This window comes from Thermanaeromonas sp. DSM 22490 (assembly GCF_056378755.1).
Window position 1 is genome coordinate 124,304 of sequence record NZ_JBJHHE010000004.1, and the last position, 20,984, is coordinate 145,287.

The window sequence follows — 20,984 nt, forward strand, 5'->3', positions numbered from 1 at the left end:
TGAAGTTGCGCTCTATGGCCACACGGTACTGGCAGGTTGCCCCGGTTGCTGCCGGGCTTTTGGTTGGAAGGAGATGGACTGTGCAGTTTGTGGCTGATTTTCATATTCACTCCCATTATTCCCGCGCCACCAGTCAAGAGGCTAACCCGGAGGATCTATACCGGTGGGCGGTTTATAAAGGTGTGGCTGTGGTGGGTACGGGCGATTTTACCCATCCGGCGTGGCGGGAGGAACTTAAAGATAAGCTAGAGCCGGCGGAAGAGGGGCTCTACCGCCTCAAAGAGGAGTATTGCCGGCCGGTTGAGGAGGAATGGCAGCAGCCTAACTGGCAGGGGAAAGATCCTGCTGGAAGGCCCCTTGTTCGCTTTATAGTTTCGGGTGAGATCAGCACAATATATAAAAAAGGTGGGCGGGTACGTAAAATCCACCACGTAATCCTGTTGCCCAGCCTGGAAGCTGCGGAGGAGCTTAGCCGCCGGCTGGAGAGGATAGGCAATCTCACCTCGGACGGCCGGCCTATCCTGGGTATCGATAGCCGGCAGCTCCTGGAGATTACCCTGGAGGTGTGTCCCGAGGCCCTTTTTATACCGGCTCATATTTGGACTCCTCATTTCTCCCTCTTGGGAGCCAATTCAGGGTTTGACGATATCGAGGAATGTTTCGAAGATCTCACCAGCTATATCTATGCAGTGGAGACCGGCCTGTCCTCGGACCCTCCCATGAACTGGCGCCTCTCTAAACTGGACCGTTTCCTCCTCGTTTCCAATTCGGATGCCCATTCGCCCCGGAACCTGGCCCGGGAGGCTAACCTTTTTGCTACTGAACTTTCCTATCCTGCCATCTACCGGGCTTTGAAGGAACGCACTACCGGTTTTATAGGAACTCTGGAGTTTTTCCCGGAGGAGGGCAAGTATCACTATGACGGGCACCGGGCTTGCAATATCCGCTGGAAACCTTCCCAGACTCGGGAAGCAGGAGGGGTGTGCCCCGCATGTGGCCGGAAGGTAACGGTGGGGGTACTAAACCGCGTGGAGGAGCTGGCCGATAGGGAAGAGGGTGTTAGGCCTCAGGCAGCGAGGCATTTCGAAAGCCTCGTTCCCTTACCGGAAGTAATTGCCTCAGCCCTGGGTGTGGGCGTGTCCTCTAAGCAGGTCTGGCAGCGCTATTTCTCTCTTATCCGCCAGCTAGGCCCGGAACTGGTTGTTTTACGCGAGGCTCCCCTGGAGGAGATCGGGAAGATTGGCGGAAGACTGGTGGCCGAAGCCATCCGGCGGATGAGGGCAGGGAAAGTAGAGGTGTTACCCGGGTTCGACGGGGAGTACGGCAAGATAATATTATTGCGGCCAGAAGATAGACAAGGGCTATTGACCCAGGCCACGCTTTTTGGGGAGACCGCCGGAGATACCAGAGGTGCGGCCAGTGGTGAGAACAGCGGGGAGAACGGCCTGGAGGTGGCTGCGGGAGTGATTTTACCCCGTACCCCCAGTAGAGGGAGAAGCTCTGCCCTTTACACTAAGGCGGAAGAAGAAGGAACCGGCACCCCCCTAGGGAAGCATCCGCGGCCGGCGGCCGAAAGCAAAGATATTCTGGCCAGCCTTAACTCTGACCAGCAAAAAGCGGTTACCGCCGGAGAAGGGCCGGTTATTGTAATTGCTGGCCCGGGTACGGGCAAGACCAAAACCCTGGTGCATCGCATCGCCTATCTAATAGGCCAACGGGGTGTGGCACCGGGACAGATCACGGCCGTTACTTTTACTAATAAGGCTGCTTCCGAGATACGCCACCGTGTAGTTGATCTTATGGGTGAGATTCCATACATTGGGTCTTTAACTGTGGGAACGTTCCACAGTATCTGCCTCGATATACTCCGGAATTATAGGTTAAATAATTCTCCCGAAAATACAGATTCGGCGCTGCACGGCGGGCTGACCATCCTGGATGAAGTAGACTCTCGCAGCATCCTGGAAGAAGTGCTAAAGGGGAGTAGAGGCTCCAGGCTTCGAGATGTATTAAAGGTTCAGCGGATGATTTCTTTTCTTAAGAGCCGGGGCCTTACTCCTTTATCCGAGGGGATCCCGGAAGATCTGCGCTCCATTTATAGGGCTTACCAGGAGAGGCTGGCAGACTACAGTGCCCTGGATTACGATGATGTTCTCCTGGAGACCCTTAAGCTGGGAGAAAGCTGCACGGACATTTTTGGGGAACGCTTTACCCATTTGCTGGTGGATGAATTTCAGGATGTTAACCCGGTCCAGTACGGGTTGGTCAAGCTCTGGGCCGGGAAGGGGGAGAATCTTTTTGTCATAGGCGACCCAAACCAGGCTATTTATGGATTTCGGGGAGCTGACCACCGCTTTTTCTGGAAGCTCAAGGAGGATTTTCCCCAAGCCCAGCTCATTCGACTTTCCCTGAATTATCGCTCTACTCCCCTCATTCTCCGCGCAGCCTCGGCGGTGGTGGGTAATAACCAGGAAGGGCTGGTGGCCGTAAGGCAAGGTGGCCCCAAGATCCGGCACCTGGAGGTACCAAGTGAGATTTCCGAAGGAATAGCTATTGTAAGGGAAATCGGCCGGCTGGTGGGCGGTGCTACCATGTTGCAGGCCCATGGCCAGTACGCCGGGATTCCCGGGGAAGACTCGCCAGTTACGGCGGAGAACTGGAGTTTCTCAGATATAGCGGTTCTCTTTCGTACGGGTCTGCAAGCTGAGATACTGGAAGAATGTTTTCTTAAGGAAGGAATACCTTACCGGGTGGTGGGCCGGGAAAGCTTTCTGGAAGACCGCAACGTGCGGAAGGTCCTGGCCTTTTTCTGGTGTGTGGTGAACCCGGAAGATGATTTCCATCTCTTTCGCATCTTAAGCACAGCTCCCTTTGACGTGGGCCCGGAGGAGATAACAAAAATCCGGGAAGCAAGTGGACAAGAGGGAAAGCCGGCCTGGAAAGTTATAGAAGAGGGCAAATCAGCGAATAGCCAGAAGTTGCTGGCTTTTAGACAGGCTATAGGTGAGTACCGTTCTTTGGCGGGAATAGAACCTCCCGAACGCCTTGTGGCCCGCTGGATAGAGGAACACAACCTGGGAGAAACAGAAGCCCTAAACCGGCTTTTACGGGTTGCTGCGCGTTTTAACGACCTTCTTTCCTTCCTGCGGGGGATTTCCTTGGCCCTGGATGGCGATCATGAACGCCAGGGGAAAAATGCTGTATCTCCTGAGGCAGTTACTTTGATGACTCTGCATGCTGCTAAGGGGCTGGAATTCCCCGTGGTATTTATTGCCGGTGTGGAAGACGGGCTAATCCCCCTTCGGGATAGAGAAAATTTGACAGAAGAAGACCTGGCCGAGGAACGCCGTCTGTTTTACGTAGGGCTGACCCGGGCCAGGGAGGTGCTCATCCTGGTATCCGCCCGGAGCAGAGCGCTATTCGGGTCTAAGACCTCAACCCAACCCTCTCCCTTCTTGCTGGACATTCCTCCCGACTGCCTGGAAAGAAAGGTTTGGACAGACCAAGTTAAGAGAAAAAAAGTAAACGGCGACGACCGGTATAAGCAACTGAGCCTGTTTTAAGCTAAGTTATTCCCAGTTTTGTGGCTGGGCCTGCTTGGCTTTCCCTCGCTCCGGAACTGCTAGCCGGGCGACTATGTTTAACTCCAATAATAAAGGATTAAGAAACAGGAAACTATCCACAGAAGGACAGTGGCGGCCAGGGGTTTATCTTGCAGAATTAAGGTTTCCGGTTCTCCCCCGCCCTGATGGCGGTGGAGGAGGTAAAGGTAGCGACAAAGGCCGAAAAGGACCAGGGGTATGGTGAGCATCAAGTATTGATTTTCAGTTCCCAGTGAAGTGTAAAGGGCATAAACTACCACGGTGGAGGAAGTCACCGTAGTAATCAACTGATCTAGAAGGGGGACGGAGTATTCGGCCAGGATGCCCCGGTGCTCGCTAGCCTTTTCCAAAGATGTTAACTCCTGGCGCCTTTTGCACAGAGCGAGAAAAAGGGCTAGCAGGGTAACGGAGACCAGCAGCCAGGCGGATACCGGTACTTGAATAACCGCAGCTCCGGCCAGCACCCGCAACACAAAGCCGAAGGCCACGACGAAGACATCTATTATAACCAGATGCTTCAAGTAAAAAGAATAGACAATAACCTGGACTGCATAGACCAGACTGATTATCCCCACCTGCCACCCCAGCCAGAAGGACCAGCTTAAGCTTATTATTAAGAGAAAAATGGCAGCAGTTCCGGCTTGCCAGGGAGAGATTAAACCTGCTGCCACCGGGCGGAAGCGCTTGCGCGGGTGCAGGCGATCCCTTTCGCGGTCGGCTATGTCGTTCAGCAAGTAGACGGCACCGGAAAGGGAACAAAAAATGGTAAAGGTTTGCAGGGTACGTAACACCAGTGGGACCTCCAGCAGGTGGCGGGAAAACAATATAGCAGCAAAAATGAAGGCATTTTTCATCCACTGCTTGGGTCGCATACTGAGGAATATGTAGTACCACAGCTTGCGGGTAGATACTGTTACGAGACTCCCTGTCTCTATCGAGCTCACCATTTGTTCCTCCTTTAAAAGGTTTCCCTTTTTATCTAGAGCTAATTCGGCTATAAACAATATACTCCCCGTACTGGAAATAAGGTTTGAAGCCCAGCGGGTTATCTTTTAACCAGCCCTCGGCGGAGCTACCCCGGGTGGTAAGGAAGTACTGAATGTCGAGGTCCGCCAGCTGCTGATAAAAAAGAGATCGCTCACCGGTAGTTAAGCGAAATACTTTGTTGCGTAAGTGATGGCCGTAAAGAAGGTAAGGGAAAGAGGTCTGGGTATAGCCGATGCGAGAACCTGGCGGTACTTCATCCACCCAGGCCAGCTCGTCCCCCCAGGGGCGCAGTTGGGCGAAGGTACGCTTTTCCGGCGGCAAGGCCAGAAACCGGCCGACTACTTCTGGCGTGAAATAGGTATGGGTAAAGCTTCCCACTAAAGAAACGAGCACCAGGCTTAAAGTAGCCGTCCTTAAAGGCTGAGCTAACCAACAGGATAGCTTTTGTTCTAGCCAAGGTAGAGCTATGGCTCCGGCTGCTACGAAAAAAATAGTGTAACGGGACCACCAGTTGGCGGGCTGGAGGAGAAATAAAACCCAGAAGGGTATAAGGAGAGCCAGCAGCTTTTTTAAACGTTTTAAACAGGCTACCGCAGTCAAGAGGGTGAGAGCCGGAAATTCCAGGTAGAGCCACTGAGGGCCGAAGCCGCCTATTAATTGGTCGTAAATATAAGGGCCGTTGGTCTCCTGCCAGGAAGTCCAGACTTTGCGGAACCAGGGCTGGTCCAGGAATTCCCGGGGTGTATTGGGAAGCATAATGAGGTTTTCCACTTGACCGGTCCCTGGGAAAAGGGTATAGCCGAAGAGCTTTACTGTAAAGGGGTAAAGGGGATTGCCATAATAATACCAGGTGCGCAGGTACCAGAAGCTGCCCGCCAGGGAGACCAGGAAAAGAAAGAGCCCGAACCTTTTAAAGCAAGAGCTAAAGCAATTCTTGCGTTTTTGCCGGTAGTAGCCCCTCAACCCTGCCAGGATAAAAAGGGTGTTGACGGCTACGTATAGGGCGGCAGAAGATTTCATGCCCAAGGTGATTCCTGAGCTAAGGCCCGCCAAAAAAAGATAAACCTCCCGGGGCTCCTGGGCGTAGCGGTAGGAAAAATAAAAAGAAATAAGAAACATGGAGGCCAGGGCTACGTCTACATAAGCGGTTTTGGCTTGAACCAAAACGATGGGAGTAAGAAAGAAGAGGCTTCCAGCCACCACCGCTCCGGTAGGCTTAAGGCCTACCAGCCTGCCCAAACAGGCAACAGCCCCGGCTCCCATCAGGGCAAAGCCCAACTGGGTCAGGTCTACAATAATATCGTTGCCTAGAAATAGCATATTCCAGGTGAAAAGGAGTTCTGTATTTAAAGGATAAACGTTAGCCCATAAAGAATGGGGAGTAATAATGATTTTGCCGGCTTCCAGCCAGGCAGCCGCTGCTGTCAAGTGGTAGGCCAGGCTGTCCCAAGCATAGGGTGGGAAAAGGTAGCCCAGGAAAAGAATCCAGGCTGTGTCGGCTGCCACCAAGAAGAGGAAAGCTTGGGTCCAAAAGTTTCCCTTGATTTCTTTTAGAATTAAGCGACAGGAAAAGGTTGGTATGGTAATTGGTTGACGCCAGCGACTGGCTAGGGCTACAAGAAAGAACAAGGTGTTAACCAACAGGACAACCGGGGCAGTAAGCTTTTGCAGTACTGCTCCGGCTACGAGGAGGGAAAAGATGATTTGGCCGGTCATAAGGACAAAAAGGCCGAGCACTCCTTCGCCTGCCGGTAAGGACCAGTGCTGGCTTACCAGGAGTGCTGAAGCGAGGACTAAGAGATTGGCTGCTACAAAAAGAAGCCAGGACATGGTATTCTCTTCCCCTTTTATACCTTAAGCTAATTTTTTCCTTTTTACAAGCAGAATATTTTTTGAGGGTCCCAAGAAGAGTTTTACGTGATAGCTATAATGAGCAAGAAAATTAAATGAGATTTAAAGTTACTAGCAGGATTTAAGAAAAATATAGCGAATTTATAGATGTAACTTCGTATAACCCCGGTAATTGGTCCGGGGGTCTCTACCAGGTGACCGTAAATCACCCGACTACGAAGTTTGGTTTGGTGTGGGTGTACGGAGCATCTGGTTTTTTAATGAATAAGCCAGCTACACAATTTAAATTAGGGTTAAAGGGGTTTACAGACAAGTGCGCCAGTTTAACCTTAAAGTTAATGGAAAAGAGGTTCAGGTAGAGGCTCCGGCGGGTATCACTTTGCTAGAATTGTTACGGGAATATTTGGGCTTAACCGGTACCAAGGAGGGGTGCGGGGTGGGCGAATGTGGCGCCTGCACTGTACTTTTAGATGGGGTACCAGTAGACTCTTGCCTGCTGCCCGCAGCCAAGGCTGAAGGCAGGGAAGTTACGACCATCGAGGGCCTGGCTCAAGGGGAAAAGTTGCATCCTTTACAGGAAGCTTTTCTTACTGAGGGAGCGGTGCAGTGCGGTTTCTGCACCCCGGGAATGATTATGAGCGCTAAAGCTTTGCTGGACCGTGAACCTCATCCTACCAGAGAACAGATAAAAGAAGCTATTTCGGGCAATCTCTGCCGCTGCACAGGTTATGCTCAAATTGTCCGCGCCGTGGAAAAGGCAGCGGAAGCTTTGGCTAGGGGAGATACACCTTAAGCTGAAACAGCCAGGTTGGTTGGGGTAGGAGGGAATAAAATGGCTTATACAGTAGTGGGGAAAAGCGTAAATAGGGTTGATGCCGTGGCCAAAGTTACCGGGAAAGCCAAATATGCCGGCGACTTTTTGGAAAGAGACATGCTGGTAGGCAAAATATTAAGAAGTCCTTATGCCCACGCTATAGTCAAAAACATCGATGTGAGTAAAGCTAAAGCCTTACCTGGCGTAGAAGCAGTTTTGACCTATAAAGACGTCCCGCAAATAAAATTTGCCACTGCCGGGCATCCCTATGCCCTGGACCCTAAGCACAGGGATAAAGAAGACCGGACGATTTTAACCAACAAAGCCCGCTTTGTAGGGGACGCCATTGCGGCAGTAGTGGCGAAAGACGAGTTAACAGCAGAAGAGGCTCTGAAATTAATTGAGGTAGAGTATGAAGTATTGGAACCGCTGCTTACCCCTGAGGCGGCCATGAGGGAAGGTGCGCCTTTAATCCATGAGGACTGCGAAAGAAACATCGTTAGTTCTGTCGGTTATGAAATTGGCGATATAGAGGAGGCTTTTAAAGAAGCCGACTATATTTTTGAGGATGAATTAGAAACAAGCATTGTACAGCACTGCCAGTTAGAAAATCATGTATCCTGTGCTTATGTAGACAGCGATGGCCGCATTGTGATTATAACTTCTACCCAGATTCCTCACATTGTAAGAAGAATTGTGGGACAGGCTTTAGGCATCCCCTGGGGAAGAGTACGGGTAATTAAGCCTTACGTGGGCGGAGGATTTGGGAGCAAACAGGATGTTTGTTTGGAACCCCTAGTTGCGGCCATGACCCTGGCGGTAGGCGGAAAGCCAGTAAAATTAGAGCTGTCCAGGGAAGAATGCATGATCGACACCCGTACCCGTCACGCCATCAAATATAAGATTAAAACGGGCGTTTCTAAAGACGGAAAATTGATTGGCATGCATATAATTGCCATCTCCAACACTGGGGCTTATGCCTCCCACGGGCATTCTATTCTCATGGCCGGAGGCTCCAAATTTAGGGTCTTGTACCCCATGAAAGCACTGAAATACGAACCCTACACTGTGTACACCAATTTACCTGTGGCAGGCGCCATGAGAGGTTACGGGTCGCCCCAGATAACCTTTGCTGTGGAAAGTCATTTGGAAAATATTGCAAGAAAGCTAAATATGGATCCTATAGAGTTCCGGAAGAAAAACCTGGTTGATGTGGGCTACGTAGATCCCTTGAATGGAAATGTAGTAAGGAGCTGCGGAATTCGCGAGTGCATTGAAAAGGGTAAAGAATTGATCAAATGGGATGAGAAAAAAGCGCGGTATAAAAATCAAACAGGTACTAAACGTCGGGGCTTAGGTATGGCCTGCTTTAGCTATGCTTCTGGTACCTATCCAGCAGGACAGGAAATAGCGGGGGCCAGAATTGTTTTAAACCAGGATGGCTCCGTCCAATTGCAGATCGGCGCTACTGAGATAGGGCAGGGAAGCGATACCGTCTTTGCCCAAATGGTAGCTGAAGTCTTGGGTATTCCTATAGACATGGTGCATGTCGTTTCCATCCAGGATACAGACGTCAGTCCTTTTGACACCGGCGCCTATGCTTCCAGACAAACTTATATTACAGGTATGGCTGTAAGGAAAGCAGCCTTAGAAGTTAAAGAAAAAATCCTTAATTTTGCCTGCCATATGACCGGTATACCTGCTCATGCTTTGGATATCAAGGATCAACACATTGTTTATAAAGACTCGGGGAAGGTGGTCATGCCCCTTTCCGAGGTGGCCTTGCACACTTACTATGACCTCGTATCTGCCCAGCCTATAACCAGCGATACCTCCAATAATGCTCGGGTCAATGCCTACACTTTCGGGGTAACTTTTGCCGAAGTTGAGGTAGACATAAAGACTGGGAAAATCGAAATCCTGGAGATATATAATGTGCATGATTCGGGTAAAATCATCAACCCCCAGTTGGCCGAAGGACAAGTGCATGGTGGCGTAAGCATGGGTATTGGATACGCGCTTTTAGAACAAATGCTCTTTGACGAGAAAACCGGAAAACCCCTAAACAACAATTTGCTGGATTATAAACTCCCCACTATAATGGATATCCCGGATATCGGCGTAGCTTTTGTGGAAACCTTTGAGCCTACGGGCCCCTTTGGCAATAAGTCTTTAGGAGAGCCGCCCGTTCTTTCTGTAGCTCCCGCGATCAGAAATGCTGTTTTAGACGCCACAGGTGTAGCCTTTAACCGGTTACCCCTGAATCCACAACGGGTCTTTGAAAAGTTCAAAGAAGCCGGGTTAATATAGAAGGGCAGGTGAAGAGTCATGTTCGACATAAAAGCATATTTCGAGGCGGAAACAGTAAATGAAGCAACTGCGTTGCTGGCGGCCAATCCTAATCTAATCGTCATTGCGGGCGGAACGGATGTTCTGATTAAACTGCATCATGGACAACTCGAAAAAGCAGAGCTGCTCAGCATTCGGAAAATAAAATCCCTGGAAGGCATTCGTAAACTTGAGGATGGGACTATCATAATCGGCCCGCTTACAACTTTTACTCAAATCGCCCAAGACCCTATTATCGGTGAAAACATCCCCATCTTGGCGGAAGCTGCCCTCTCCATGGGAGGACCACAAATCCGTAACGTGGCCACCATAGGGGGTAATATTTGCAACGGCGCCACCTCTGCCGACAGCGCTTCCACCCTATTTGCCCTCAATGCTAGATTAAGATTGCAGAGCAATCAGGGTGAGCGGGTAGTTCCCATTCAGGAGTTTTACCTGGGCCCCGGAAGGGTTGATTTAAAACCGGGGGAACTCCTTACCGAAATTATCATTTCTCCGGACAATTATAAGGGTTATGGTGGGCACTATATTAAATTTTCCATGCGCAAAGCCATGGATATTGCTACTTTAGGTGTGGCCGTAATTTGCAGGATAAAGGATGGTAACGTTTTTGAAGATGTCAGGATCGGGCTAGGGGTGGCGGGTCCCACTCCTTTACGATGCCACGAAGCTGAAGCCTATGCTAAGGGTAAAACGATCTCCGCCGAAACCATAGCGGAAATGGGCAAATTAGCAGTCAAATCGACGAAGGCCAGAACCTCCTGGAGGGCTTCCAAAGAATACAGGGAGCACTTGGTGGAAGAACTTACTCAAAGGGCGCTAAAGGTGGCCATTGTCAAGGCAGGGGGTGAGGAAATTGCTTAAAAAAATTTCCTTGGTCGTAAACGGAAAACAAGAGACCCTAGAAGTCGACGTTCGCGAATCGTTGCTGGAAGTTTTGAGAAACCGCTTAGGATATACCGGTGTAAAAAAAGGGTGTGGAGTGGGCGAATGCGGGGCTTGCACTGTTCTCATCGACGGCACCCCTATTGATTCGTGTATTTACCTGGCCGTTTGGGCCGACGGGAAAAATATAGTCACCATAGAAGGTATAGCTAAAAACGGGGAGCTCTCCAAGGTACAAAAGGCCTTTATCGAAGAGGGAGCTATTCAGTGCGGCTTTTGTACGCCGGGGTATGTGCTTACTGCAACGGCTTTGGTAGAGAGCGGTAAGAAATATACCCGGGAAGAAATTAAGAGGGAGTTATCCGGTCATCTTTGCCGCTGTACCGGTTACCAAAACATTATTAAAGCTGTAGAAAAAGCCCTGGCAGATTAAGTTTCGACACCAATGAGGGGGTAAAGAAATGCTCATAGTAGGTAATGGACGTCTGCTCACATTAGACCCGGAAAGTCCTTACTACGAAAAAGGGGCGGTGGCCATAGAAGGGGACCAGATAGTAGCTTTAGGTCCTACGGACCAGCTAAAGGAACAATACCCGGAAGCAGAGTTTCTGGATGCAGAAGGCAAAATTATTATGCCGGGTATGACTAATACCCACATGCACCTTTACAGCACCTTTGCCCGGGGAATGGGTTTAAAGGATGATCCTCCGACCAATTTCCTGGAAATACTCCAGCGGCTTTGGTGGCGGCTGGATAAAGCCCTGACCCTGGAAGATGTTTATTATAGCGCTCTCCCGCCCCTGATAGATTGTATTAAGAGCGGGACTACCACGATTTTAGATCATCATGCCAGCCCCCGGGCGGTGAGGGGGAGTCTGGAGGCCATTGCCCAGGCGGTACAAGAAACCGGCGTTCGCACCTGCCTGGCTTATGAAGTATCTGACCGGGATGGCCCGGAGATTGCCCGGCAGGGTATTGAAGAAAATGTAGAAGCTATTAAAAAATACCGGGGCAAGGGAGGACTCCTCTCAGCAACCTTTGGCCTGCATGCTTCCTTTACTCTATCCGATGATACACTAGCCGCTTGCCGGGAAGCTGCCCAGGAGCTGGGCTGCGGTTTTCACATCCATGTGGCTGAGGGTATTCAGGATGTGGAGGATGCTCTGGAGCGTTCCGGCAAGCGGGTGGTTGAGCGTCTGGCTCAGCACGGTATTTTGGGACCTCAGACCATCGCGGCTCACTGTGTCCATGTAACAGAAAGGGAAATTGCTATACTAAAAGAGACGGGCACTCTGGTTGTTCACAACCCGGAATCCAACATGGGGAATGCTGTGGGCTGCGCTCCGGTAGGGGAAATGCTGGCTGCGGGGGTTACGGTAGGGTTAGGTACCGATGGGTATACCAGTGATATGTTTGAGTCCCTCAAAGTAGCTAACGTCTTGCGCAAACTGGCCAGCGGCAATCCCAGTACCGGCTGGACAGAGATACCGGCCATGGCCTTTACTAACAACAGCCGGATCCTGGAAGCCTTTTATCCCCGTCCTCTAGGACGTCTGGTTCCGGGTGCTTATGCTGATGTAATCTTGGTGGAGTATGAACCCCCTACGCCCCTTACGGCTGAAAACTGGTACGGTCACTTGCTTTTCGGCTTCCACGGCGGCCGGGTGGATACTACTATTATTGGGGGAAAAATCCTTATGCGCGGCCGTAAACTTCTGCACCTGGACGAAGCAGCCATTGCTGCCCGCGCGAGGGAGCTGGCCTTAAAAGTTTGGGAACGGTTTTGAGAGAGGGGACATCCAGGAAAGTGGAGGGCATTTTGTAAGGGGAGATTGGTATAATATGGTAACTACCTACCTTTTCCCTAGCTCGCCGGCCGAATGCCTGGAAATGCTAGCCGCCCATGAAGGAGCCAGGATTATTGCCGGCGGCACGGATTTGATGGTGGATATAAAAGAAAAGCGAAGGAACCCTCAAGTGCTGGTGGATATCACTCGCATCCCCGGGCTGAATGTTATTGCCGAAGAAGAGGATAGTATAATTTTAGGCGGTGGGGTGACCCACACCCAGGCGGCAACTTCGGAGCTTATTAGGAAGAGGCTTCCCGCCCTGGCCCAGGCTGCTGCTTCCGTGGGATCGCCACAAATTCGTAATGTGGGTACCCTGGCGGGCAATGTGGTCAACGCGCAGCCGGCGGCCGATGCGGCGGTAGCCCTGGTGGCCCTGGGAGCCGAGGCGGAAATAATCGGCCCTGGGGGTACTAGGCGAGTACCGGTAGAAGAGTTATATGAAGGTGTGGGCCGTTCCCGAGTGGACAGCAGCCGCGAACTTCTCTGGCGTTTTCTAGTGCCCAAGTGGGGTGAGGGTGATACGTCCGCCTTTGTGCGGCTTTCCCCGCGCCGGGCCTTGTCTTTGCCTATGCTCAACGTAGCTGTACGGTTACAAGTAAAAGATGGGCGCTGGCAAAGGGTGCGTATTTGTCTGGCACCAGTAGCTCCAAGGCCTTTCCTGTGCCGGGAAGCGGCCGAAGTGCTGGTAGGAGCGAAAGTCAGCCGGGAAAGGATGATGGAGGCGGCGAAAATTGCAGCTGACCTCGCCCAACCGAGAGATAGCGTTTTGCGCGGCTCCCGGGAATATCGTAAAGAAATGGCCCAAGTCCTAGTTTTCCGGGCTTTGGAGGAAGCCCTGGCCAAGCTAAATTAAACTTAAGGCCACAAGCAATGGCAACAACAAAAAGTAGGCCCTTCTCCTTTATTGGGGGAAGGGCCTTTTGTAATTACCAACGCGATATCCACGGGCTACGGTCAAATTGACCGTCAGGTTCCCGCAAAGCCCTTGGGGGAATCAGACTTAGCGCAGTTTCTTTAAAGCGTCTTCTATTCTGTTCAAGGCCTTTTGAATATTTTCCACCGAGTTGGCATAAGAGAGGCGCAGGTAACCTTCACCATACTCGCCAAAGGCCGTACCGCCGAGTACAGCCACGCCGGATTCTTCTAGCAGGAAATCGGCAATTTGCTTACTGGGGCGGCCGAAGGATTTAACATTGGGGAAGACGTAGAAGGCACCCTTTGGTTTTTTACAAGTAACGCCGGGGATAGAATTCAGGCCATCGACAATGATGTCTCGCCGGCGCTTAAATTCGGCCACCATAGCCTCTACCGCCTCCTGCGGACCGGTTAGAGCTTCAATGCCGGCTATCTGGGTAAAGGCTGCTGTACAGGAGTTAGAGTTAACCATAAGCTGGGCAATACGGGCAGCCAGCTCTTTATGCATAAGACCGAATCCCAGGCGCCAGCCGGTCATGGCATAAGTTTTGGAAAAACCATCCAAGATAATGGTCTGATCTTTCATACCCGGCAGGGAAGCAATGGATACCGGTTGTGCTCCGTCATAAATAATGCGGTCGTAAATTTCGTCAGATAAAACTATAATGTTTTTACCCCGTACCAGGTCGGCGATGCGTTCCACATCTTCACGGGTTAGCACGCCGCCGGTGGGGTTGGCAGGCGAATTTATAATCAACATCTTGGTTTGGGGTGTGATGAGGGTGGCCAGCTCCTCCACATCCAGGCGGAAATCCTTTTCTTCGCGCAGGGGAATGGGAACGGGCTGGCCCCCTACAAACTTGATGACGGATTCATAAATAGGAAAACCTGGGTTGGGATATATGACTTCATCTCCCGGATTAACCAGGGCCAGTATGCTGAAGAACATAATAGGCTTGCCGCCGGGGACTACAACCACTTCCTCGGCTGAATACGGGACGCCCTTCTGGCGAGTGGCATATTCAGCGATAGCTTGGCGGACTTCCATCAGGCCAGGGGCCGGGGTATAATGGGTATAACCTGAATTAAGGGCTTTGATAGCAGCATCAATAATATTGCGTGGAGTATCGAAGTCAGGCTCCCCAATTTCTAGATGAATGACTTCTTTGCCCTGGGCTTCCATGGCCTTGGCTTTAGCCAGTACTTCGAAGGCGGTTTCGGTGCCCAGGTCAAACATTCTGCGGGCTAAAAGGTGTTCAAACACAAGCGTTACCTCCCTTGAAAATACCCTTGGTTTCCTTTGGACAGAGGCCGTTCCCCCTATGTTTACATTATTTTCCGCGGTAGGCTTCCGGATTTACACACTGGGGCGGTAGTTCGCCTCGCAGGGCAGCTAGCAGGTTTCTGGCAGCCATAGTAGCCATGGCAGTACGGGTCTCCCAGGTGGCACTGGCTATGTGAGGACAAACGATTACATTGTCCAGTTCGGCCAATCCTGGTGCCATTTTGGGTTCCCATTCGAACACATCCAGGCCGGCGCCCCAGATTTCTTTTTCCTGTAAGGCTTTGACCAGGGCTATTTCGTCTACTACCGGGCCCCGGGAAGTATTTATAAGAATGGCTGATTTTTTCATGAGCTTTAATTCTTTTTCGCTGATGAGGTGATAAGTGGAGGGTGTTAAGGGCACGTGGATAGATACGAAATCAGATTCCCGCAAAAGGGTATCCTTGTCTACAAACTGGCCTCCGGTTTCTGCTTCAAAATGGGGGTTGGGCTGTACGTCAGTATACAAAACTTTAAGATCAAAGCATTTGGCTCTGCGGGCAAAGGCTGTACCGATCCGGCCAGCTCCGATTACTCCCAGGGTTTTGCCATGTATTTCCTGGCCGAGGAAAAGCAGGGGGCCCCATGCCTGGTATTTACCCGCACGCATGAACTTATCGGCTTCCACTACTCTCCTGGCTACTGCGAAAAGAAGAGCCCAGGCCATCTCTGCTGTAGCTTCCGTAAGAACGCCGGGCGTGTTAGTTATGAGGATGCCTCGTTCAGTGGCAGCTTTCACATCGATATTATCAAAGCCCACAGCCATATTGGCGAATACCTTCACGCTCTTGGCAGAATCCATAACCTCGGCATCAATTTTGTCGGTTAGCAGGCAGAAGACACCGTCGCACCCTTGAATCTTTTCTATAAGCTCTTGCTTGGTGAGGACGCGGTCTTCAGGATTAATTTCTACTTCGCAGTGTTCTGCCAGCATATCGATAGCTGGCTGAGGTACAGGGCGGGTTACATAGACTTTCCATTTAGACATACCTGGATTCCTCCTTGTTTGTGATTTTAATTACTATTACACTGTACCCAGTTAATTTAATTACATTTTTATTCGACATTTCTATGTAATATCCTTTAACCTGTCTCCAAAGAATACAGTATAAATTATTTCACCCTGGAACAGTGGCAGGATTTTATGAATTCATGGCGAATTAGAGTCTTTGTAACAGCTTTATATTAACTTGTAATGACTTCGTATAACCCCGGTAATTGGTCCGGGGGTCTCTACCAGGTGACCGTAATCACCTGACTACGAAGGTTGATCCTTCGTGGTTAAGTGATCGGAAGCCTGGCTTTTTAATGGCGTCAAAAGTTAGAAGGGTTAGGAGGATTATAGAAGATAGTAGCCAAATAATATTAGGAGGAGGTGGTGAAAAAGAGTACAAAAAGAATAAATGCATTATACAGCTTAAGCACGGTAGCGCGGATTGATGAAGTAGAAGCAAAGTTATAATTAAAAAAACAAGGAGGTGGCAGCCGGGTGCCTATGTGCGAACCCGGTACAGAGGTATGAAAAAAGTAGCTCGTATTTTGTTAGCGGGTTTGATCCTGCTATTGGCTATGGCTTTGCTGGCCGGCTGTGGTGGCAAGCAGAGCGCTCCTCCCCAAGGTGAGCAAAAGCAAGGAGAGCAGAAGAAAGAAGAAAAAATGAAAGTAGCTTTTGTATATGTTGGACCTGTAGGTGATGCAGGCTGGACCTGGGCCCATGACCAGGGACGCAAGTATTTAGAACAAAAACTGCCTTGGGTTACCACTACCTATATTGAAAACGTTCCTGAAGGCCCTGACGCAGAGCGCGTCTTGACTCAACTGGCCGAAGAAGGCAATAAAGTAATCTTTGCCACCAGCTTCGGTTATATGGACTACGTTATTAAGGTTGCTGAAAAATATCCTAACGTTGTCTTTTTGCACTGCTCCGGATATAAAACAGCTCCCAATGTGGGCACCTATTTTGGAGCCATGGAAGAACCCCGTTATCTTTCCGGCATAGTTGCCGGTAAAATGACCAAGAGCAACATTCTGGGGTATGTAGCGGCCCATCCCATTCCGGAAGTCATCCGCGGGATCAATGCTTTTACCCTAGGAGCCCGTTCGGTCAACCCCAACGTTAAAGTAAAAGTGGTCTGGACCAATACTTGGTATGATCCCGCAGCCGAAAAACAAGCTGCCTTGAGCCTCCTGGATGCGGGTGCCGATGTGATTGCCCAGCACCAGGATACTCCTGGACCTCAGCAGGCCGCCCAGGAGAGGGGTAAATATGCTATCGGGTATAATTCCGATATGCGCCAATTTGCTCCCAAGGCTTCTCTCACTGCGCCCATTTGGAATTGGGGGCCCTACTATGTGAAGACCGTGGAAGCTGTAAAGAACGGCACCTGGAAATCGGAGCAATACTACGGTACCATGAAAGACGGTATTGTGGACCTGGCTCCCTTCAACGATATTGTGCCCCAGGACGTCCGCCAACTGGTAGAAAACAAGAAGAAAGAGATTCTCGAAGGTAAGTTCTATGTGTTCCAAGGGCCCATTAAGGATCAGAGCGGTAAAGTCCGGGTACCCGAAGGCAGCAAGATGACCCACGAAGAAGTTTTAGGCGTTGACTGGTTTGTAGAGGGTGTCGAAGGAGAGATCCCGCGCGCTAAAAAATAGAAAAATATTCCTCTTGAAGGCCGTGGGATAAAGCCCACGGCCTTTAGAGTACAATTCTATTTAAATCTCATATGATAAAATACCCAAAATTTAATTATAGATTATTTTTAAACTGGGAGGAATTTATTCTCCCGTAGCGAATTTAAGCTCTAAAGTCTAGACCAGGAGGCATTTGCATGACAGTACCTCTCGTGGAAATGCGAGGTATTACGAAGGTTTTCCCCGGCGTTGTGGCCAACGATGGAGTAAATTTAACTGTTTATCCAGGAGAAATCCATGCCCTTTTAGGGGAAAATGGGGCAGGGAAAAGTACTCTAATGAGCATTTTAACCGGCTTGTACCGTCCGGACGGGGGCGAAATTTATATTAACGGGCAGAAAGCGAATTTCCGCTCTCCCCGGGATGCCATAGAAGCAGGAATCGGCATGGTGCACCAGCATTTCCGGCTGGTGGCCCCCTTCACCGTAACCGAGAACGTAGCCTTGGGCCTAAAAGGTGGTCTTAAGCTCAATTTGAATAAATTGGCCGAGGAGATAGCAGATTTATCCAGTGCCTACGGGCTTCAGGTAGATCCTCACGCCCGTATATGGCAGCTTTCAGTGGGAGAGCAGCAGCGGGTAGAGATCATCAAACTCTTATACCGCCGCGCCCGAGTACTTATTCTCGACGAACCCACAGCAGTTTTAACACCCCAGGAAGCTAGGGACTTATACGGGACGCTTAAAAAAATGGCTGCCGAAGGTTGTGCAGTAATCTTTATTACCCATAAATTGCAAGAAGTTATGGAGGCTGCCGATACCATCACCATTTTGCGGGGCGGCAAGACAGTGGCGACCGTAAAGAAAAGCGAGACCAACGAAAAGGAACTGGCCAGGTTGATGGTGGGCCGGGATGTCTTATGGCAAGGAGATAAACCTAAGGCAGCTAAAGGTGAAATAGTTTTGGAAATTAAGGGCTTAAAGGCCTTAAACGATAAAGGCTTGCTGGCTTTAAAGGGCATCGACTTGTCTATTGCTGCCGGTGAAATTTTAGGTATTGCGGGGGTGGCCGGTAACGGGCAGCGGGAGCTGGCCGAGGTGATTGCCGGGTTACGCCCTGTTTTAAGCGGCACTATCACTGTGGCCGGCCAAGAACTAGGCCAATGCGATCCCTGCCGGGTTATTAATGCCGGTGTAGGTTTTGTTCCCGAGGATCGCCTGGGCATGGGCTTGGTGCCTAATTTAGGAGCCATCGATAACCTGTTGCTCAAGGAGTATCGTCACCCTCGCTGGGGTAAGGTACTGATGAACCGGAGGGCGGCACGTCAGTGGGCCGGCGAACTGGTAGAGCGATTTAAAGTCAAAATGGCAGGCTTAGATGCTCCGGTAAAGTTGATGTCCGGGGGCAACTTGCAGCGACTGCTGCTTGCGCGTGAAATCTCTAACCGTCCACGCCTTTTGTTGGCTGTTTATCCCAGCAGAGGCCTGGATGTGGGGGCTACACAAACGGTTCACCGCCTTTTGCTGGAACAGAGAGCTGCGGGGACTGCTATCCTCCTGATCTCCGAAGACTTGGAAGAGCTCTTCCGCTTAGCCGACCGGATTGCGGTGATGTACGAGGGCCAGATTATGGGTGTAGTGCCGACTGAAGAGGCCAATATTGAAGACTTAGGGTTGATGATGGCTGGAGCTAAAAGAATGGAGGTAAGTGCATGACCTGGGTAAGGTGGGAAAAGCGTTTACAACCTTCTCCTTTTATGGTTGTAATAATTCCTGTTATTTCCATAATTCTTGCCCTGGGACTAGGAGCTATCTTTCTAGCCCTGACGGACCTCGATCCGTTAAAAGTTTACCAGGGCATGTTAAAAGGAGTTTTTGGCTCTAAATACGGTATTTCGGAAACCGTGGTTAAGGCTATACCGCTGATGCTGACCAGTTTGGGAGTCTCGGTAGCTTTCCGGATGCTCCTGTGGAATATCGGCGCCGAAGGACAGTTTTATATGGGAGCCTTTGGTGCCAGCTGGGTAGCCTTGACTTTTCCTCATTTACCGGTCTACGTTATGCTGCCAGCTATGTTTGTGGTCGGCTGTCTGGCGGGTGGCCTTTGGGCTTTACTGCCGGCTGTCCCCCGGGCCAAATGGGGTGTCAATGAGGTTATTACTACTTTGATGCTCAATTATGTAGCCATCCTCTGGGTAGACTATTTGGTCTACGGCCCCTGGAAGGATCCTAAGGGCTTTAACTTCCCCCTTACCGCTCCTTTCAGTAAAGCGGCCACTTTGCCCACCATTGCCGGAACGCGGGTCCATTTAGGCCTGCTCTTTGCTCTGGTAGCTGCAATAATTTTGACTGTTATCCTCTGGCGTACGCGCTGGGGTTATGAAATACGGGTTATTGGCGAAAGCTTTAAGGCGGCCCGCTATGCAGGAATGAATATTGAACGCAATATAATCCTGGTCATGTTTTTGAGCGGTGCTCTGGCTGGCCTGGCAGGCATGAGCGAAGTAGCAGGTGTAAGCCATCGCCTGCAGCACGGCATTTCTCCCGGGTATGGTTATACGGCTATTATCGTTGCCTGGCTGGCTAAACTCCATCCGGCCACCGTTATTCTGGTCTCCTTCCTGTTTGCGGGCTTGATTGTAGGAGGCTATAGCGTGCAAAGTATGGGTGTACCGGCTGCGACTGTTTCCATGCTCCAGGGAGCCATCCTCTTTTTCGTGCTAGGTGGCGAGATTTTGACCCGTTATCGCCTACACTTTGGTCGCAAGGAGGTCGCAAGATAAGCTATGGATAACTCCATATGGGTGGCTGCTCTGGCAGCGGCCATTATTGCTGGAACTCCTATACTTTATGCTGCCCTGGGTGAAATTTTAGCCGAGCGGGCGGGGGTCCTCAACTTAGGGGTTGAGGGTATGATGCTGGTGGGAGCAGTCACCGGGTTCATGGTTGCTGCGCGAACGGCTAATCCCTGGTTGGGTTTCATCGTGGCCATGCTCGCCGCTGGATGTACGGCAGCCATCTTTGCTTTTCTGACCATTACCCTGCGCTCCAATCAAGTAGTAACCGGCTTAGCCTTAACCCTTTTCGGTACTGGATTAAGCGGCTTTTTAGGCAAACCTTATATTGGAGTTCCCCTGCCAGTAAGTTTTAAAGCGGTGGCCATTCCCGGTCTTTCTCAGATACCTATTTTGGGTCCAATTTTGTTCCGCCATGATCCCTTGGTTTACCTTACGTATATTCTGGTTCCCCTGCTCTGGTATTATTTGTACCATACTAGGCCGGGTCTTAATTTAAGGGCTGTAGGAGAGAATCCCGGAGCTGCTGATGCTCTGGGGGTAAATGTTTTTGCCCTGCGCTACCTCCATGTTATAATTGGAGGTATGCTGGCTGGCGCCGGTGGTGCCTACCTTTCTTTAGCCTATGCACCCAGCTGGCTGGAGCACATGACCGCCGGTCGCGGGTGGATCGCTGTGGCCCTGGTTATTTTTGCTGTGTGGGATCCTTTAAGGGCTGTACTAGGTGCCTACCTCTTTGGGGGAGTAGATGCCCTGGCCTATACCCTGCAAGCAGCGACTAAAATTAGCATCCCTTCTTTCTTCTTAAAAATGTTGCCCTATATTCTCACGGTAATTGTGTTAATTATTGCCACCCGTCAGACCATGATAAAGCATATAGGAGCACCGGGGGCTCTGGGTATCGCTTACGACCGGGAGGAAAGATGAGGATAGCGGTGTCGTCAAAGATTGACCAAGCGAGCAAGGGGCTCGCAAG

General features: G+C 50.6%; 15 protein-coding genes and 2 riboswitches. Of the genes, 11 read left to right on the top strand and 4 right to left on the bottom strand.

Features of this window, described 5'->3' with window-relative positions:
- Positions 1 to 80 precede the first annotated feature (80 nt).
- On the top strand, positions 81 to 3,563 hold the full coding sequence (locus tag AC1BI1_RS04645; RefSeq protein WP_476716108.1) for a UvrD-helicase domain-containing protein: 3,483 nt from the start codon (positions 81 to 83) through the stop codon (positions 3,561 to 3,563).
- A 77-nt stretch (positions 3,564 to 3,640) separates the two neighbouring features.
- Here AC1BI1_RS04645 and AC1BI1_RS04650 read toward each other — a convergent pair whose 3' ends face one another.
- A complete protein-coding gene (locus tag AC1BI1_RS04650) occupies positions 3,641 to 4,606 on the bottom strand; it encodes a decaprenyl-phosphate phosphoribosyltransferase (RefSeq protein WP_476716109.1) in 966 nt (321 codons plus the stop codon).
- Positions 4,578 to 6,419: an ArnT family glycosyltransferase gene (locus AC1BI1_RS04655; RefSeq protein ID WP_476716110.1), complete on the bottom strand. Its 1,842-nt coding sequence runs from the start codon at positions 6,417 to 6,419 to the stop codon at positions 4,578 to 4,580. Before AC1BI1_RS04655 ends, AC1BI1_RS04650 begins: the two co-directional genes overlap by 29 nt.
- Positions 6,420 to 6,575: 156 nt before the next feature.
- Positions 6,576 to 6,676: riboswitch (purine riboswitch) on the top strand.
- Between the two features lie 77 nt (positions 6,677 to 6,753).
- On the opposite strand from AC1BI1_RS04655, the gene AC1BI1_RS04660 reads away from it, so the two are divergent.
- Genes AC1BI1_RS04660 through AC1BI1_RS04685 form a run of 6 tightly spaced genes read left to right on the top strand, consistent with a single transcriptional unit; the run spans position 6,754 to position 13,191 of the window.
- The gene (locus AC1BI1_RS04660) at positions 6,754 to 7,233 is read left to right on the top strand and encodes a (2Fe-2S)-binding protein (protein ID WP_476716111.1); all 480 of its coding nucleotides are present in this window, start codon (positions 6,754 to 6,756) and stop codon (positions 7,231 to 7,233) included.
- A 39-nt stretch (positions 7,234 to 7,272) separates the two neighbouring features.
- A complete protein-coding gene (gene xdhA / locus AC1BI1_RS04665) occupies positions 7,273 to 9,564 on the top strand; it encodes a xanthine dehydrogenase molybdenum-binding subunit XdhA (RefSeq protein ID WP_476716112.1) in 2,292 nt (763 codons plus the stop codon).
- Positions 9,565 to 9,582: 18 nt separating this feature from the next.
- On the top strand, positions 9,583 to 10,467 hold the full coding sequence (gene xdhB / locus AC1BI1_RS04670; RefSeq protein ID WP_476716113.1) for a xanthine dehydrogenase FAD-binding subunit XdhB: 885 nt from the start codon (positions 9,583 to 9,585) through the stop codon (positions 10,465 to 10,467).
- On the top strand, positions 10,460 to 10,921 hold the full coding sequence (xdhC, locus tag AC1BI1_RS04675; RefSeq protein WP_476716114.1) for a xanthine dehydrogenase subunit XdhC: 462 nt from the start codon (positions 10,460 to 10,462) through the stop codon (positions 10,919 to 10,921). Before xdhB ends, xdhC begins: the two co-directional genes overlap by 8 nt.
- Positions 10,922 to 10,949: 28 nt before the next feature.
- A complete protein-coding gene (ssnA, locus tag AC1BI1_RS04680; protein WP_476716115.1) occupies positions 10,950 to 12,275 on the top strand; it encodes a putative aminohydrolase SsnA in 1,326 nt (441 codons plus the stop codon).
- Positions 12,276 to 12,330: 55 nt separating this feature from the next.
- A complete protein-coding gene (locus AC1BI1_RS04685) occupies positions 12,331 to 13,191 on the top strand; it encodes an FAD binding domain-containing protein (RefSeq protein ID WP_476716116.1) in 861 nt (286 codons plus the stop codon).
- Between the two features lie 147 nt (positions 13,192 to 13,338).
- On the opposite strand, the gene AC1BI1_RS04690 is transcribed toward AC1BI1_RS04685, so the two are convergent.
- On the bottom strand, positions 13,339 to 14,490 hold the full coding sequence (locus AC1BI1_RS04690) for a pyridoxal phosphate-dependent aminotransferase (protein ID WP_476716167.1): 1,152 nt from the start codon (positions 14,488 to 14,490) through the stop codon (positions 13,339 to 13,341).
- Positions 14,491 to 14,584: 94 nt separating this feature from the next.
- Entirely contained in the window at positions 14,585 to 15,565 is a 981-nt protein-coding gene (locus AC1BI1_RS04695; RefSeq protein WP_476716117.1) for a 2-hydroxyacid dehydrogenase, read from the bottom strand.
- A gap of 193 nt (positions 15,566 to 15,758) precedes the next feature.
- Positions 15,759 to 15,858: riboswitch (purine riboswitch) on the top strand.
- Positions 15,859 to 16,095: 237 nt separating this feature from the next.
- Here AC1BI1_RS04695 and AC1BI1_RS04700 point away from each other — a divergent pair.
- The 4 genes from AC1BI1_RS04700 (at position 16,096) to AC1BI1_RS04715 (ending at position 20,935) form a co-directional block, all read left to right on the top strand.
- The gene (locus tag AC1BI1_RS04700; RefSeq protein WP_476716118.1) at positions 16,096 to 17,235 is read left to right on the top strand and encodes a BMP family ABC transporter substrate-binding protein; all 1,140 of its coding nucleotides are present in this window, start codon (positions 16,096 to 16,098) and stop codon (positions 17,233 to 17,235) included.
- Between the two features lie 176 nt (positions 17,236 to 17,411).
- Positions 17,412 to 18,929 (top strand): ABC transporter ATP-binding protein, encoded by a 1,518-nt coding sequence (locus tag AC1BI1_RS04705; RefSeq protein WP_476716119.1) that lies wholly within the window; start codon positions 17,412 to 17,414, stop codon positions 18,927 to 18,929.
- On the top strand, positions 18,926 to 19,996 hold the full coding sequence (locus AC1BI1_RS04710; RefSeq protein WP_476716120.1) for an ABC transporter permease: 1,071 nt from the start codon (positions 18,926 to 18,928) through the stop codon (positions 19,994 to 19,996). The genes AC1BI1_RS04705 and AC1BI1_RS04710 overlap by 4 nt, the downstream gene beginning before the upstream one ends.
- A 3-nt stretch (positions 19,997 to 19,999) precedes the next feature.
- Complete coding sequence (locus AC1BI1_RS04715) at positions 20,000 to 20,935, top strand: ABC transporter permease (RefSeq protein ID WP_476716121.1); 936 nt, start codon at positions 20,000 to 20,002, stop codon at positions 20,933 to 20,935.
- Positions 20,936 to 20,984 lie beyond the last annotated feature (49 nt).

Coding starts and splice junctions, on each gene's coding strand:
- AC1BI1_RS04655 (WP_476716110.1), bottom strand. CDS start 6,419: ATGTCCTGGCTTCTTTTTGTAGCAGCCAATCTCTTAGTCCTCGCTTCA.
- xdhA (WP_476716112.1), top strand. CDS start 7,273: ATGGCTTATACAGTAGTGGGGAAAAGCGTAAATAGGGTTGATGCCGTG.
- xdhB (WP_476716113.1), top strand. CDS start 9,583: ATGTTCGACATAAAAGCATATTTCGAGGCGGAAACAGTAAATGAAGCA.
- ssnA (WP_476716115.1), top strand. CDS start 10,950: ATGCTCATAGTAGGTAATGGACGTCTGCTCACATTAGACCCGGAAAGT.
- AC1BI1_RS04685 (WP_476716116.1), top strand. CDS start 12,331: ATGGTAACTACCTACCTTTTCCCTAGCTCGCCGGCCGAATGCCTGGAA.
- AC1BI1_RS04690 (WP_476716167.1), bottom strand. CDS start 14,490: ATGTTTGACCTGGGCACCGAAACCGCCTTCGAAGTACTGGCTAAAGCC.
- AC1BI1_RS04695 (WP_476716117.1), bottom strand. CDS start 15,565: ATGTCTAAATGGAAAGTCTATGTAACCCGCCCTGTACCTCAGCCAGCT.
- AC1BI1_RS04700 (WP_476716118.1), top strand. CDS start 16,096: ATGAAAAAAGTAGCTCGTATTTTGTTAGCGGGTTTGATCCTGCTATTG.
- AC1BI1_RS04705 (WP_476716119.1), top strand. CDS start 17,412: ATGACAGTACCTCTCGTGGAAATGCGAGGTATTACGAAGGTTTTCCCC.
- AC1BI1_RS04710 (WP_476716120.1), top strand. CDS start 18,926: ATGACCTGGGTAAGGTGGGAAAAGCGTTTACAACCTTCTCCTTTTATG.
- AC1BI1_RS04715 (WP_476716121.1), top strand. CDS start 20,000: ATGGATAACTCCATATGGGTGGCTGCTCTGGCAGCGGCCATTATTGCT.